The 14,299-nt window shown below is 58.8% G+C and carries 13 protein-coding genes; 8 read left to right on the top strand and 5 right to left on the bottom strand.

Going from position 1 to position 14,299, the window contains the following annotated elements; genetic code table 11:
* Positions 1 to 234: 234 nt before the first annotated feature.
* From glnA to ntrC, 5 genes are all read left to right on the top strand, one after another.
* Entirely contained in the window at positions 235 to 1,641 is a 1,407-nt protein-coding gene (glnA, locus tag PMA3_RS01185; RefSeq protein WP_064675454.1) for a type I glutamate--ammonia ligase, read from the top strand.
* Between the two features lie 298 nt (positions 1,642 to 1,939).
* Entirely contained in the window at positions 1,940 to 2,455 is a 516-nt protein-coding gene (locus PMA3_RS01180; RefSeq protein ID WP_064675453.1) for a DUF4124 domain-containing protein, read from the top strand.
* The gene (locus PMA3_RS01175; RefSeq protein ID WP_064675452.1) at positions 2,452 to 3,072 is read left to right on the top strand and encodes a DUF4124 domain-containing protein; all 621 of its coding nucleotides are present in this window, start codon (positions 2,452 to 2,454) and stop codon (positions 3,070 to 3,072) included. The genes PMA3_RS01180 and PMA3_RS01175 overlap by 4 nt, the downstream gene beginning before the upstream one ends.
* Positions 3,073 to 3,302: 230 nt before the next feature.
* Positions 3,303 to 4,388 carry a nitrogen regulation protein NR(II) gene (gene glnL / locus PMA3_RS01170; RefSeq protein ID WP_064675451.1) on the top strand — a complete coding sequence of 362 codons (1,086 nt, stop codon included), beginning with the start codon at positions 3,303 to 3,305 and terminating at the stop codon, positions 4,386 to 4,388.
* Positions 4,385 to 5,821: a nitrogen regulation protein NR(I) gene (ntrC, locus tag PMA3_RS01165; RefSeq protein WP_064675450.1), complete on the top strand. Its 1,437-nt coding sequence runs from the start codon at positions 4,385 to 4,387 to the stop codon at positions 5,819 to 5,821. Before glnL ends, ntrC begins: the two co-directional genes overlap by 4 nt.
* Before the next feature lie 661 nt (positions 5,822 to 6,482).
* Here ntrC and PMA3_RS01160 read toward each other — a convergent pair.
* Both PMA3_RS01160 and PMA3_RS01155 read right to left on the bottom strand, forming a co-directional pair.
* Positions 6,483 to 8,600, bottom strand: a complete 2,118-nt coding sequence (locus tag PMA3_RS01160) for a leucine-rich repeat domain-containing protein (protein ID WP_237140681.1) — start codon at positions 8,598 to 8,600, stop codon at positions 6,483 to 6,485.
* A 210-nt stretch (positions 8,601 to 8,810) separates the two neighbouring features.
* Positions 8,811 to 9,251 carry a hypothetical protein gene (locus PMA3_RS01155; RefSeq protein WP_082930239.1) on the bottom strand — a complete coding sequence of 147 codons (441 nt, stop codon included), beginning with the start codon at positions 9,249 to 9,251 and terminating at the stop codon, positions 8,811 to 8,813.
* Here PMA3_RS01155 and PMA3_RS01150 point away from each other — a divergent pair.
* On the top strand, positions 9,250 to 9,705 hold the full coding sequence (locus PMA3_RS01150; RefSeq protein WP_007949025.1) for a tRNA (cytidine(34)-2'-O)-methyltransferase: 456 nt from the start codon (positions 9,250 to 9,252) through the stop codon (positions 9,703 to 9,705). The two genes, PMA3_RS01155 and PMA3_RS01150, sit on opposite strands and share 2 nt — an antisense overlap.
* A gap of 131 nt (positions 9,706 to 9,836) precedes the next feature.
* Here the strand turns inward: PMA3_RS01150 and secB are convergent, their stop codons facing one another.
* From secB to PMA3_RS01135, 3 genes are read right to left on the bottom strand one after another with little or no spacing between them, the layout of a single operon-like run.
* Positions 9,837 to 10,322 carry a protein-export chaperone SecB gene (gene secB, locus PMA3_RS01145; RefSeq protein WP_064675449.1) on the bottom strand — a complete coding sequence of 162 codons (486 nt, stop codon included), beginning with the start codon at positions 10,320 to 10,322 and terminating at the stop codon, positions 9,837 to 9,839.
* Positions 10,323 to 10,363: 41 nt separating this feature from the next.
* Positions 10,364 to 10,618 carry a glutaredoxin 3 gene (gene grxC / locus PMA3_RS01140; protein WP_064675448.1) on the bottom strand — a complete coding sequence of 85 codons (255 nt, stop codon included), beginning with the start codon at positions 10,616 to 10,618 and terminating at the stop codon, positions 10,364 to 10,366.
* Between the two features lies 1 nt (position 10,619).
* Positions 10,620 to 11,033 (bottom strand): rhodanese-like domain-containing protein, encoded by a 414-nt coding sequence (locus PMA3_RS01135; RefSeq protein ID WP_008024918.1) that lies wholly within the window; start codon positions 11,031 to 11,033, stop codon positions 10,620 to 10,622.
* A gap of 153 nt (positions 11,034 to 11,186) precedes the next feature.
* Here PMA3_RS01135 and gpmI point away from each other — a divergent pair, with 153 nt between their 5' ends.
* Complete coding sequence (gpmI, locus tag PMA3_RS01130; RefSeq protein ID WP_064675447.1) at positions 11,187 to 12,716, top strand: 2,3-bisphosphoglycerate-independent phosphoglycerate mutase; 1,530 nt, start codon at positions 11,187 to 11,189, stop codon at positions 12,714 to 12,716.
* Positions 12,717 to 12,972: 256 nt separating this feature from the next.
* Positions 12,973 to 14,265: a murein hydrolase activator EnvC family protein gene (locus PMA3_RS01125; protein WP_064675446.1), complete on the top strand. Its 1,293-nt coding sequence runs from the start codon at positions 12,973 to 12,975 to the stop codon at positions 14,263 to 14,265.
* Positions 14,266 to 14,299: the final 34 nt, after the last annotated feature.

Below are 14,299 nucleotides of genomic sequence, written 5' to 3'. Positions count from 1 at the left end.
CACCAAAACAGGTCATTTGTTGAATTACACGCCACATAACAGGGCGAGATTTTCTTCTTTATGACCGATTGCACCTTTATAAGCGTGATTTTGGGGCAAAAAAACCATGATGGGGCACTGGCATGCAATTTGCTCCCTTGTGAGGCAGGTTGCCTTGGCAGAGTATTCGCGCCGGCATCACCCACATTCCAAGGGCCATCCACTACCCAAGCCCGAATCCACCCGGAGGACACTATGTCGAAGTCGGTTCAACTCATCAAAGATCATGACGTCAAGTGGATTGATCTGCGCTTCACGGATACCAAAGGCACTCAGCATCACGTGACCATGCCGGCTCGCGATGCGCTGGATGACGACTTTTTCGAAGTCGGCAAGATGTTCGACGGATCCTCCATCGCTGGCTGGAAAGGCATCGAAGCCTCCGACATGATCCTGCTGCCGGACGACAGCACTGCCGTACTCGATCCGTTCACTGAAGAACCGACCCTGATCCTGGTCTGCGACATCATCGAACCTTCGACCATGCAAGGCTATGACCGCGACCCACGCGCCATCGCCCGCCGTGCCGAGGAATACCTCAAGTCCACCGGTATCGGCGACACCGCTTTCTTCGGTCCGGAGCCTGAGTTTTTCATTTTCGACTCGGTGAAGTTCAAATCCGACATCTCCGGCTCCATGTTCAAAATCTTCTCCGAGCAAGGCTCGTGGATGTCCGACCAGGACGTGGAAGGCGGCAACAAAGGCCACCGTCCAGGCGTGAAAGGCGGCTACTTCCCTGTTCCACCGTTCGACTTCGACCATGAAATCCGTACCTCCATGTGCAACGCACTGGAAGAAATGGGCCAGACCGTCGAAGTTCACCACCACGAAGTGGCGACTGCCGGCCAGAACGAAATCGGTGTGAAGTTCAACACCCTGGTCGCCAAGGCTGACGAAGTTCAGACCCTGAAATACTGCGTGCACAACGTTGCCGATGCCTATGGCCGCACCGCGACCTTCATGCCTAAGCCGCTGTACGGCGATAACGGTTCGGGTATGCACGTTCACGTATCGATTTCCAAAGACGGCAAGAACACCTTCGCCGGCGAAGGTTATGCCGGCCTGTCCGACACCGCCCTGTACTTCATCGGCGGTATCATCAAGCACGGTAAGGCCCTGAACGGCTTCACCAACCCGTCGACCAACTCCTACAAGCGTCTGGTCCCAGGTTTCGAAGCACCGGTCATGCTGGCTTACTCGGCACGCAACCGCTCCGCCTCGATCCGCATTCCTTACGTGAACAGCCCCAAGGGTCGCCGTATCGAAGCGCGCTTCCCGGACCCGGCCGCCAACCCTTACCTGGCTTTCGCAGCCCTGATGATGGCTGGCCTGGACGGCATCCAGAACAAGATCCACCCTGGCGACGCAGCTGACAAAAACCTGTACGACCTGCCGCCTGAAGAGGCGAAAGAGATCCCACAAGTTTGCGGCAGCCTGAAAGAAGCCCTGGAAGAGCTGGACAAAGGTCGTGCGTTCCTGACCAAAGGCGGCGTTTTCAGCGACGACTTCATCGACACTTACATCGCCCTTAAAAGCGAAGAAGAAATCAAGGTACGTACCTTCGTACACCCACTGGAATACGAGCTGTACTACAGCTGCTGATCCGGTAGCGCTGCGACACGCGGCGTGACAAAAGAGAGGCCTCCTTCGGGAGGCCTTTTTTGTACCCACGATTTAATGGGCGCAGCAGATCCCTGTGGGAGCGGGCTTGCCCGCGAAGGCGGCGGCACAGCCAGCATCTAATTCGTCAGACAGTCTGCTTTCGCGGGCAAGCCCGCTCCCACAGGGATCTGCTGTGCTGAGGTGGCATAGGTAAACCGTGCCCAAATGTTAACCACTTGGGTCAACCGTCACCCCTGACCTATGCTGCACCCCAACACTTTCGTTTCTGGTCGCCTTTATGGGTCGTTGTCTTCCATTCATCCTGCTGCTGATCGCCCTGCCTGCCTCAGCGCAGATCTATAAATACACTGACGCCAACGGCAACACGGCCTACAGCAATCAACCGCCCGACGGCGTAAAAGCGCAGCCGGTCGAGCTGCCGCCGCTCAACAGCATCGAGCCGCAGTCGCCGAAAGACCCTGAGCCACCTGCCGACGCCACCGATCGCGAGCAACCCGGCAGTGCCTACGAGGTGCTGGAGCTGACCGGCCTGCCGACCACAGAAGCCCTGCGCGCCAATAACGGCACCTTCACCGTCAACGTGTTGATCAAGCCCCGCCTGCAAGGTCCGCATCTGTTCAGGCTGTTGCTGGACGATCAGCCCTACGGCCAACCTAGCAACGTACCCATCCTGCAACTGGTGAACATCGATCGCGGCTTACACAGCCTCGCCGTGCAGGTCATCGACGGGGAAAGCATCGTTCAGCAGAGTCCGAGCGTGACCTTCACCGTACAACGGGTGCATAAGCCGTGAGGTATTGGCTGTTGCTCGCATGCCTGATCGCCCTGCCCGTAGCGGCCGACGTGTTCACCTACGTCGACGCCCAAGGCAATCGGGTCTTCACCGACCGACCCGGCTCCGGCAACGCCAAGCGAGTGCCGTTGGCACCGAGTAATCGCATGTCCGCCAACCCGACCGCCGCAGTACCGGTCGCCGCAGGTAAAAAGACCGAAGCCAAGGCACCTTTCCACTACGACATGCTGCGAGTGCTGGTACCGGAGCCCGATGCCACTGTCCGCAGCAGCGCCGGTGAGCTGATCGTCAGCGTCACCAGCGAACCCGGCCTGCAGCGCGGTCATCGTTTCCGCCTGTTGCTGGACGGCGAAGCCGTTGCCGAACCCGGCCCCAGCCCGGTCTTCCCCCTGAGCAACGTCGACCGCGGCAGTCACAACCTGTCCGTGGAGATCCTCGACGAACAGGGCCGCACCGTCGAACGCACGGCCAATCAGCCGTTTCACATGCTGCGCATATCCCTCGCGCAGAAAAGGCAGGTCAAACCTTGCGCGCTCGATGACTACGGCCAACGACCGGAATGCCCACTCAAAGACAAACCCGAAGAAGAGAAAAATTCCTTCCTGCCGTTCTTCTAACCTCCCTCGGCTTTGCGCACTATATTGGGGCGACAATCTGCCACTTACCCACTCGCCAACCCATTTTGGTTCGAAACTACCCGCGAAGGCAGGCCGTACGCCACGCAAACGAGCGTCAATCGCCTGTTTCCGGCTTTAAACGCTTCTTTTCGGAGCCTTGGTTTGGTTTTTGCATTTTCCTTGTACCAACGCTTGTTTCTTGCGCACGCTCCGCTCCAAAAGAGGTCCTGATGACCATAAGCGACGCACTACACCGTTTGCTACTCGACAACCTGACCACCGCCACCATTCTGCTCGACGCCGAGCTGCGTCTGGAGTATATGAACCCGGCGGCGGAGATGCTCCTGGCCATCAGCGGCCAGCGTAGCCATGGGCAGTTCATCAGCGAGTTGTTTACCGAATCCACCGAAGCCCTGAACTCCCTGCGCCAGGCGGTCGAGCAGGCGCACCCGTTCACCAAGCGCGAAGCGATGCTCACGGCCCTCACCGGCCAGACCCTGACCGTCGACTATGCGGTAACGCCGATCCTGGCCAGCGGCGTCACCATGCTGCTATTGGAAGTCCATCCCCGTGACCGTCTGCTGCGGATCACCAAGGAAGAGGCGCAGCTGTCGAAGCAGGAAACCAGCAAGATGCTGGTGCGCGGCCTCGCTCACGAAATCAAGAATCCACTGGGCGGGATTCGCGGCGCGGCGCAATTGCTCGCCCGGGAATTGCCGGAAGAAAGCTTGCGCGACTACACCAACGTCATCATTGAAGAAGCCGACCGCCTGCGTAACCTGGTCGATCGCATGCTCGGCTCCAACAAGCTACCGTCCCTGGCCATGTGCAATATTCATGAAGTGCTCGAGCGCGTCGGCCATCTGGTCGAAGCGGAAAGCCAGGGTTGCATCACTTTGGTGCGCGACTACGATCCAAGCATTCCCGACGTATTAATCGATCGCGAACAAATGATCCAGGCGGTGCTGAACATCGTGCGCAACGCGATGCAGGCCATCAGCACCCAGAACGAGCTGCGACTGGGACGCATCAGCCTGCGCACCCGCGCCATGCGCCAATTCACCATCGGCCATGTGCGCCACCGCCTGGTGACCAAGATCGAAATCATCGACAACGGTCCGGGCATTCCCGCCGAGCTGCAGGAAACCATCTTCTTTCCCATGGTCAGCGGCCGCCCGGACGGTACCGGGCTGGGCCTGGCCATTACCCAGAACATCATCAGCCAGCACCAGGGCCTGATCGAATGTGACAGCCATCCAGGCCACACCACGTTCTCGATCTTTCTGCCACTGGAACAAGGAGCCACATCGACATGAGCCGTAGTGAAACCGTGTGGATCGTCGATGACGACCGTTCTATCCGTTGGGTCCTGGAAAAAGCCCTGCAGCAAGAAGGCATGACCACGCAAAGCTTCGACAGCGCCGATGGCGTGATGAGCCGCCTGGCGCGCCAGCAACCGGATGTGATCATCTCCGACATCCGCATGCCCGGCGCCAGCGGCCTGGACCTTCTGGCGCGGATTCGCGAACAGCACCCACGGCTGCCAGTGATCATCATGACTGCGCACTCCGATCTGGACAGCGCTGTCGCGTCCTATCAGGGCGGTGCGTTCGAATACCTGCCCAAGCCGTTCGATGTCGATGAAGCGGTATCGCTGGTCAAGCGCGCCAACCAACATGCCCAGGAACAACAAGGCCTGGAAGTCCCGGTCGCCCTGACCCGCACCCCGGAAATCATCGGCGAAGCGCCGGCGATGCAGGAAGTGTTTCGCGCCATCGGGCGCTTGAGCCATTCCAACATCACCGTGCTGATCAATGGCGAATCCGGTACCGGTAAAGAACTGGTAGCCCATGCCCTGCACCGTCACAGCCCACGGGCGGCTTCACCGTTCATCGCGCTGAACATGGCGGCGATCCCGAAAGACCTGATGGAGTCCGAGCTGTTCGGTCATGAGAAAGGTGCGTTCACCGGTGCGGCCAACCTGCGGCGCGGACGTTTTGAACAAGCGGACGGTGGCACGCTGTTCCTCGATGAAATCGGCGACATGCCGGCCGACACCCAGACCCGTCTGTTGCGCGTTCTGGCCGATGGCGAGTTCTATCGCGTCGGAGGCCACGTGCCAGTGAAGGTCGATGTGCGAATCATCGCCGCGACTCACCAGAACCTGGAAACCCTGGTACACGCCGGGAAATTCCGTGAGGACTTGTTCCACCGTCTCAACGTGATCCGCATTCATATCCCAAGGCTGTCGGACCGTCGCGAAGACATCCCGACCCTGGCCAAGCACTTCCTCAGCCGCGCCGCGCAAGAACTGGCGGTGGAGCCCAAGCTGCTGAAAAGCGAAACCGAGGAGTACCTGAAGAACCTGCCGTGGGGCGGCAACGTGCGTCAGCTGGAGAACACGTGCCGCTGGATTACGGTGATGGCTTCGGGTCGCGAAGTGCACATCAGTGACTTGCCGCCGGAACTGCTGAGCCTGCCGCAGGATTCGGCACCGGTGACCAACTGGGAGCAGGCGCTGCGGCAGTGGGCTGATCAAGCCCTGGCCCGTGGTCAATCGAGCCTGCTCGACAGCGCCGTGCCGGCTTTCGAGCGGATCATGATCGAGACCGCCCTCAAACACACCGCCGGCCGCCGCCGCGATGCTGCGGTGTTGCTGGGGTGGGGGCGTAATACCCTGACGCGCAAGATCAAGGAATTGGGGATGAAGGTTGATGGTGGGGATGATGATGAGGGCGAAGAAGGCTAAACAGCCTTCAGATCTTCGATGACCGTTACATCCAATCGCGGGCAAGCCCGCTCCCACAGTGGACTTCGGTGTTTTCACGATTGTGCGAACACCATTGAACCCTGTGGGAGCGGGCTTGCCCGCGATGCTTTTGGGGCCGCCGTGCACCGACTGAATGCACCGTGAACCGCAATCGCGCACATCAACCGACCCAAAATCCCGCCTGCATTCGCAGTCGAACCCCGATCGAAAAAACACGAAAGCCCCGAATGACGGGGCTTTCAGCTTTTCAAAGCGGCTTTCTGTATCAACTTGTTAAAACCTGGCACGCCCCCTGCAATAGTCCATTCAGTGATTCAGTTCACTACCCGGTTTCGGGGACCTTGGTACAGGCAGGCCGGGGATTCCCCTCTTTTACATCGGGCTCACAACGCACTAGCGACGAGCCCTGCAGTTTTGGGGCCCTTGATACAGGCAGGTCAGGGGTTCCTTCTTTACACCGGGCTCACAACGCATTGGCGATGAGCCCTCCCGTTTTGGGGTCCTTGGTACAGGCAGGCCGGGGATTCCTTCTTTACACCGGACCGACGCTGCAAGCGAAGTCCAGCCTTTTGGGAACCCTGATACAGGCAGGTCAGGGATTCCCGCTTTTACACCCCAGGCCGTGCCCTTGAGCCTGGCGTCAATCAAGCCTCGGGCGCTTGGGCAAGTGATGCGGCGGCTGGTTTTGCCGCCCTGCGTCGTATTTCCGTAGTTCTTCTTCCAGTTTGTCCAGCATCTGTCCAGGACTAGGCTCATTGCGCAGAATTTGAGTCAGTTGTACTCGTTCATCTTGATCAGCCTCTGCGAAACGCTCAAGATATGCCCAGACCCGACGCTGCAAAATCTGACGCTCGACTTGAAACTCGGGCGTTCTGCTCAGTTCTCGAATCTTCATCTTGTTAGGGGCAAGCGGGCCCTCGGAAACGGGGAACACACTGTCCCAAAGAGTCAACTTGTCAGGGATCTGATCTTGCGGCACATTTCGCAACCAAAGATTTACCGTCAGGTCAGCGTCCCCCGTACCTAGCCAAATATCGGTGCCCGTTTGTCGACGCGCAAAAATCAGTCGGCGCAGGGTAGAAGGGTCGGTAATAGGGTTGAATCGAAGCTCAAAGCCTTTTCTGATTTCGATGTGTTCAGGGATCGACGCGATGTCATTGTTGCTTATATCCAAATTTGTCTTGGGAATCTCAGACGTGATCCCCTCCGGGAGTCTATCGATTCCAGTATTGCCAAGGTCTAACTCCCTCAACGCAGTCATGCCTCTGAGTGACGGCGCAACCCATATCCGATTATCGCCAAGTTTCAGAACTTCCAGTCGTAATGGCCCGTCCGCAGATCCCAGCCCGACAGGTAGCTGGTTTATGCCGGTGTCCCTCAGATCCAATACTCGCAACTCGGACATCCCGCTAATATCAGGCGCCGCTCGTATATTTCGATTCCTATGCAGATCAAGCACATGTAAGCGTGACGGCCCGGGCAACTGACTCAGTCCGGCAGGCAGATCGCTTATTCCGTTATCACCAAGCATTAACACTCGCAATTCAGTCATGCCACGCACTGAAGGTGCAAGCTGCAGGTTACATTTTTCCAGGTTCAGCTCCTGCAAACGGGGCAGATTTGTGAGTCGCTCCACATCGCCTGGTCCCAGTGTGAGTCTGGTTTCACTCATATTCAGGACTCTCAACGCCGTGAGCCGTTCGATTTCGACAGGCAGTTCAATGGTGGTCCCGTATATACGTATCTTCAGAGTTTCAATATGGGCAAACCCCGCAATTAACCCCCCCAGCTTTTGCACGGCACTACCTTGCAGGTTAAGGGAAACAATGGAGTAGGCTCGTGTCGAAAAAATCGGAAGCGTTTGATTTTTTCGATTACCCAGGTCCAAATCCAGTTTGAAACCCACCAGTCGCCCATCGCGATGGACCTTCTCCAATGTTTCGCCTTGCCATTTGTACAGTCGACGTATCTTGGCACCGATAGCAAGTCGCCGAATGCGCTCGCCGTCATCGATGCCTTTATACGCCCTCTCCCAGGCACGGACCTCTTGGTCCAGATGAGGAAAGCCAAGCTGGAGCCGCTTGAGCTCCGCCTCTGCCTTATCCTTGTCGCCAAAGTGTGCGATGAAGTCATCAGCGTGCTGATCAGTCGCTTCCGCAAAGTAGCTTTTGACCAAAGCCCGCTCGGCAATCCGCCTGTGGAACAGGACTTGCGCTTCAAATGGGTAGGTCGTTGACCCAATCTCATCCACTGGATGCCAAAGCGTGCCCGAGGGATCGCGCACTAGCACCGGACCTGAGGCTTGCAGTTCTCTCGGCAGTTTGGCCCGGTACAGGTACAGGCCGGTGTCAGGATCCGCCTCGACATGCACGATGCCACCGCCCGGCACATCGACGTACTGACGTCCTTTGAGCGTCCTTATGCCCTGGGCGTCCGGAGCGGGAAGCTGCGCCGCCGAGGCAACCCAATAACGCTCGAGCGAACGCGGCGCCGCGGCGGGGGCAGGCACCGGGACAGAAGGCAGGTCGCTGGCCGTTACGGTCGGTGCAGGGGTGATGGCATCAAGATCGCCATCCCCCGGTGTCCCGGTCGTCCTGGAAGGATTTTGCAGATTCGTCGTGGCTGGCGAGCCGAAATCGACCCGCGGCAGGGTGTCGGGTAGTGGTGTATGGCCGTCCGAGGGCTGTCTGGGACGGGGGTGGATATCGACGCTGATGGGACCTTTGGGTGGCGGTCTTGGTGACATGGTTTTTTTCATCCTTGAAGGGTTGCCGCATCAGAACCCACAAGCGGGAGTCTGAAGGGGCATTTGGCGTCATTGCCGGTTTTTTGGGTTATACGGTTTCGTGGAGCGCCTAAGGTTCGCCATTTTTGTAGCAGGAAAAATGGAGCGAAAAGCGGTACATATATCAATTTTAAAAGCTATTGGCCGGCGTCCCCGTCTGCCGGCCAACTGGAACTTATTTTTTCAGTTTGCTTGCAACCGAATTTCCAGCCGCCAGCGGTCATCAACCTTGCTGCCGGCCCAATCAGCCCGCAGCGGCCGTGCCGCGAGAACCGTCAGCAACAATCCACCATCACTCACTCGCGTACGCCAGTTAACGTCTTTGCCATTGAGCTTGAGCTGGCCCTTCTGCGCCCGGCCCTCAGCCTGAAACAGCAGCGCCACGGTGCCGTCAATGATTTCGCCGTGCAGCTTCGGTTCATTGTTGAACCACAGCACCAGGCCGTCGTCGATCACCTCGACCTGCTGCAGCACGCTCGGATCGGGCGTGGTCAGGCGACCGATCATTAAACCTATCATTACCCCGACAATCGCCAGCGAAACCATCACCCGCGGGAATAGTTTCGATCGCTTGTCCACTGGCGGCGTAGAATGCCGGTCATCTTTACCTTCGGAGCCGTGCATGTTTCACGTCATCCTTTTCCAACCGGAAATTCCGCCGAATACCGGCAACGTTATCAGGCTGTGCGCCAACAGCGGCTGCCACCTGCATTTGATCGAGCCGCTGGGCTTCGAGATGGACGACAAGCGCCTGCGCCGGGCCGGCCTCGATTACCACGAGTATGCCACCCTGCAGCGCCACGCCGACCTCGCCAGCTGCCTGGAGAGCCTCGGTCACCCACGGCTGTTCGCCTTCACCACCAAGGGCTCGCGGCCGTTCCACGATGCCAGCTTCGCCGAGGGCGACGCCTTTCTGTTCGGCCCGGAAAGCCGTGGCCTGCCGGCGGAGGTGCTCGATGCCCTGCCCGGTGAGCAACGCCTGCGCCTGCCGATGCGCGAAGGCTGCCGCAGCCTGAACCTGTCGAACACCGTGGCGGTTGCCGTGTATGAAGGCTGGCGCCAGCTCGGCTTCAAATAACACTGCATAGCAAATGTGGGAGCGGGCTTGCTCGCGAAGGGGTCATAGCATTCAACACCATTGTTGACTGATACACCGCTTTCGCGAGCAAGCCCGCTCCCACATTGGATTTGCTTCGACGCTTAGACCGCTTACTGAACGGTCGGAGTCTCGCCCGCCGCCTGCATGCGCTGCAGTTCTTGTGCGTACAGCGCGTCGAAGTTCACCGGGGCCAGCATCAGCGCCGGGAACGAACCGCGGGTCACCAGGCTGTCCAGGGTTTCGCGCGCGTACGGGAACAGGATGTTCGGGCAGAACGCGCCCAGGGTGTGGCTCATCGAAGCGTCGTCCAGGTTCTTGATCAGGAAGATCCCGGCCTGTTGCACTTCAGCGATGAACGCCACTTCGTCACCGTTTTTCACGGTCACGGACAGGGTCAGCACGACTTCGTGGAAGTCGTTTTCCAGTGCCTTCTGACGGGTATTCAGATCCAGACCGACGCTCGGCTCCCACTGCTGGCGGAAGATCGCCGGGCTTTTCGGGGCTTCGAAGGACAAGTCACGTACGTAGATGCGCTGCAAGGAGAATTGCGGTGCGGTTTCTTCTTCGCTAGCTGCAGTGTTCTGTTGGTCAGTCATCTCAGATCCTTTCTGATCTTGGGGTCTTATAGGGAAGGCATTCAGGCCTTGAGCATGGCGTCGAGCTTACCGGCGCGCTCAAGGGCAAACAAATCATCACAGCCGCCAATGTGGCGCTCACCGATCCAGATCTGCGGCACGGACGTACGCCCCGCTTTCTGGGCCATGGCGGCGCGCACCTGCGGCTTGCCATCGACCTTGATTTCTTCGAAGGCCACGCCTTTGTTCTCGAGCAGGGACTTGGCTCGTGAGCAATAACCGCAGTAATCGCTGGAATAGACGACGACGTTGCTCATTTCACTTCACCAGTGGCAGGTTGTCGCCCTTCCAGCTGGAAATACCGCCGGAGAGCTTGGCGGCGGTGAAGCCGGATTTCATCAGTTCGCGGGCATGGGTGCCGGCCGTCTGGCCCATGGCGTCGACCAGGATGATGGTCTTGGCCTTGTGCTTTTCCAGTTCGGCGACGCGAGCCGCCAGTTTGTCGTGAGGAATGTTCAACGCGCCAACAATGTGACCAGCGGCGAAATCCTTGACCGGACGGATGTCAATCACAACGCCCGCGTCCTTGTTGACCAGCCCGGTCAGTTCACCGGTGCTCAGGCTGCGGCCGCCGCCTTGCATCTGATAAGCGATCAGCAACGCCAGCAGTACGACGAAGATACCGACGAGCAGATAGTGGTTAGTGGCGAATTCAATCAGGTGAGCAACCATCGAAGGAGGTTCCAGGGCGTTAAAATGTCGGCCAGTATACACAGCCACTATGGTGGGCCAAACCCCGTCCGGCGGTGACGGCGCCGGAACTTCGCTTTAAACTGCCACTCCCTTTTCCATCGCCCTCTTTTAACTCAGCCACGAGTGGAATCCATGACTACCACGCCTAAACCTTTGGTCCTGATTATTCTCGACGGCTTCGGTCACAGTGAGAGCCCCGAATCCAACGCTATCTTTGCCGCGAAGAAGCCCGTGCTCGACCGCTTGTGGGCCACCGTGCCGAACGGCCTGATCTCGGGCAGCGGCATGGACGTCGGCTTGCCGGACGGCCAGATGGGCAATTCCGAAGTCGGCCACATGAACCTCGGTGCCGGTCGCGTTGTGTATCAAGACTTCACGCGAGTGACCAAATCGATCCGCGATGGCGAATTTTTCGAGAACCCGACCATTTGCGCCGCCGTCGATAAAGCTGTTGCCGCCGGCAAAGCCGTGCACTTCATGGGCCTGCTGTCCGATGGCGGCGTTCACAGCCACCAGGATCACCTGGTTGCCATGGCTGAACTGGCCTATAAACGCGGCGCTGAAAAAATCTACCTGCACGCCTTCCTCGATGGCCGCGACACGCCGCCAAAAAGCGCCGAGTCGTCCATCGAACTGCTCGACGCGAGCTTCCAGGCCCTCGGCAAAGGTCGGATCGCCAGCATTATCGGTCGATATTTCGCCATGGACCGCGACAACCGTTGGGACCGCGTATCCCAGGCCTACAACCTGATCGTCGATGGCAAGGGCGAATTCAACGCCGCCACCGCCCAGGAAGGCCTGCAAGCCGCGTACGAACGCGGCGAGAGCGACGAATTCGTCAAGGCCACCTCCATCGGCGAGCCGGTCAAGGTCGAAGACGGCGACGCCGTGGTGTTCATGAACTTCCGTGCCGACCGCGCCCGCGAACTGACCCGCGTGTTCGTCGAAGACGATTTCAAGGAATTCGAACGTGCGCGCCAGCCAAAACTGGCCGGCTTCGTCATGCTGACCCAATACGCTGCCAGCATTCCTGCACCATCGGCCTTCGCCGCCGGCAGCCTGGACAACGTGCTGGGCGACTACCTGGCGAAAAACGGCAAGACCCAGCTACGCATTGCCGAAACAGAGAAATATGCCCACGTGACCTTCTTCTTCTCCGGCGGTCGTGAAGAACCGTTCCCGGGCGAGGAGCGCATCCTGATCCCGTCGCCAAAAGTGGCCACGTATGACTTGCAGCCTGAGATGAGCGCACCGGAAGTCACCGACCGCATCGTCGATGCCATTGAGAACCAGCGTTACGACGTGATCGTGGTCAACTACGCCAACGGCGACATGGTCGGCCACAGCGGCGTGTTCGACGCTGCGGTCAAAGCCGTTGAATGCCTGGACCTGTGCGTCGGCCGGATCGTCGATGCGCTGGAAAAAGTCGGTGGCGAAGCGTTGATCACCGCCGACCACGGTAACGTCGAGCAAATGTCCGACGAATCCACTGGCCAGGCGCATACGGCCCACACCACCGAGCCGGTGCCGTTCATTTATGTCGGCAAGCGGGACCTGACGGTTCGTGAAGGCGGTGTTCTGGCAGATGTGGCGCCGACAATGCTGATGTTGCTGGGCCTGGAAAAGCCAGCTGAAATGACCGGGACTTCAATACTGGTGTAATCCAACCTTCCAAACACCACCAACCCCTGTGGGAGCGAGCTTGCTCGCGATGGCGGCCTGACAGCCAACATCCATGTTGAATGTCAGGCCGCCATCGCGGGCAAGTCGAATCGTCGCACCGCCGCTCCCACAGTGGTTTTAGGGTGTTTTTCGATGCAACTCTGCTCCAGTCATCACACGGCCCCAATTGGGCGTTTTTTTTGCAGCGCTTGGCGGGCATACTAGGGCGTCCCTTTCCCTGGTATCACCCGCCTCTATGCTTCGCGTCCTGATAGCCCTCGCCCTGACTTGCCTGCTCCAACCGGCCTTCGCTGACGAGCGCGCGCAAACCCAACAACAGTTGGACGCCACGCGTCAGGACATTGCCGAGCTGAAAAAACTGCTGGGCAAGTTGCAGGAAGAAAAGACCGGGGTGCAAAAAGATCTCAAGGGCACCGAGACCGAGATGGGCAAGCTCGAGAAGCAGGTCGATGCCCTGCAAAAAGAGCTGCAGAAAAGCGAATCCGAGCTACAGCGACTCGATGCAGAGAAAAAAAAACTCCAGAGCGCGCGCATTGAACAGCAACGACTGATCGCCATTCAGGCCCGCGCGGCCTATCAGAACGGCCGCCAGGAGTACCTGAAGCTGCTGCTGAACCAGCAGAACCCGGAAAAATTCGCCCGCACCCTCACCTATTACGACTACCTGAGCCAGGCCCGCCTGGAACAGTTGAAGAACTTCAACGAAACCTTGCGTCAACTGGCCAATGTTGAAAAAGATATCGCCATGCAGCAGGCGCAACTGCTCGTGCAGAAGAGCAGCCTTGACAGCCAGCGTGACGAACTCGACAAAGTCCGCAAGGAGCGCCAGCAAGTCCTGGCCAAGCTCAACAACGACGTCAAGGCGCGCGATCAGAAGCTGGCCGCTCGCGAGCAGGATCAGGCCGACCTGTCTAAAGTCCTTAAAACCATCGAGGAAACCCTGGCCCGCCAGGCTCGTGAGGCAGAGGAAGCGCGGCAAAAAGCGCTGATCGCCCAGCAGGAAGCCGAAAAAAAGCGTTTACGTGAGGCTCAGGCGCAAGCAGATGCCACTGACGCCCCACGTAAACCTGTCCGAACGACCCCTGGCGCACTGGTGTCCAGTTCAGGCGAAACCTTTGGTGGCCCTTTTGCTTCAAGCCGGGGAAAACTTCCCTGGCCAGTTGATGGTCGACTGCTGGCACGCTTTGGCGAAAGCCGCGGCGACGACGCCCGCACCAAGTGGGACGGTGTAATGATCAGCGCCTCCGCCGGCAGCCAGGTACACGCCGTGCATGGCGGTCGCGTGGTGTTCGCCGACTGGTTGCGTGGCGCCGGGCTGCTGGTGATCCTTGACCACGGCAACGGTTTCCTGAGCCTTTACGGCCACAACCAGACGCTGCTCAAGGCTGCGGGTGACGTGGTAAAAGCCGGTGAGTCCATTTCCACCGTCGGCAACAGTGGCGGTCAGGACACACCAGCGCTGTATTTCGCAATTCGTCAGCAGGGTCACCCGAGTGATCCGGCGCAATGGTGCCGCGCGCAAGGATAGGCGCTGAATCACCTACATTAGGAGTTCGTTCGAC

This window comes from Pseudomonas silesiensis (assembly GCF_001661075.1).
Classification (GTDB): domain Bacteria; phylum Pseudomonadota; class Gammaproteobacteria; order Pseudomonadales; family Pseudomonadaceae; genus Aquipseudomonas; species Aquipseudomonas silesiensis.
This window is presented reverse-complemented; position numbering and strand designations above follow the sequence as displayed.

Bases quoted from the DNA above. Each gene is read 5' to 3' on its own strand.
- PMA3_RS01135 (WP_008024918.1), bottom strand. From the start codon at position 11,033: ATGGTTGCTCACCTGATTGAATTCGCCACTAACCACTATCTGCTCGTC.
- glnL (WP_064675451.1), top strand. From the start codon at position 3,303: ATGACCATAAGCGACGCACTACACCGTTTGCTACTCGACAACCTGACC.
- PMA3_RS01150 (WP_007949025.1), top strand. From the start codon at position 9,250: ATGTTTCACGTCATCCTTTTCCAACCGGAAATTCCGCCGAATACCGGC.
- secB (WP_064675449.1), bottom strand. From the start codon at position 10,322: ATGACTGACCAACAGAACACTGCAGCTAGCGAAGAAGAAACCGCACCG.
- gpmI (WP_064675447.1), top strand. From the start codon at position 11,187: ATGACTACCACGCCTAAACCTTTGGTCCTGATTATTCTCGACGGCTTC.
- grxC (WP_064675448.1), bottom strand. From the start codon at position 10,618: ATGAGCAACGTCGTCGTCTATTCCAGCGATTACTGCGGTTATTGCTCA.
- glnA (WP_064675454.1), top strand. From the start codon at position 235: ATGTCGAAGTCGGTTCAACTCATCAAAGATCATGACGTCAAGTGGATT.
- PMA3_RS01125 (WP_064675446.1), top strand. From the start codon at position 12,973: ATGCTTCGCGTCCTGATAGCCCTCGCCCTGACTTGCCTGCTCCAACCG.
- PMA3_RS01155 (WP_082930239.1), bottom strand. From the start codon at position 9,251: ATGCACGGCTCCGAAGGTAAAGATGACCGGCATTCTACGCCGCCAGTG.
- PMA3_RS01180 (WP_064675453.1), top strand. From the start codon at position 1,940: ATGGGTCGTTGTCTTCCATTCATCCTGCTGCTGATCGCCCTGCCTGCC.
- PMA3_RS01160 (WP_237140681.1), bottom strand. From the start codon at position 8,600: ATGAAAAAAACCATGTCACCAAGACCGCCACCCAAAGGTCCCATCAGC.
- ntrC (WP_064675450.1), top strand. From the start codon at position 4,385: ATGAGCCGTAGTGAAACCGTGTGGATCGTCGATGACGACCGTTCTATC.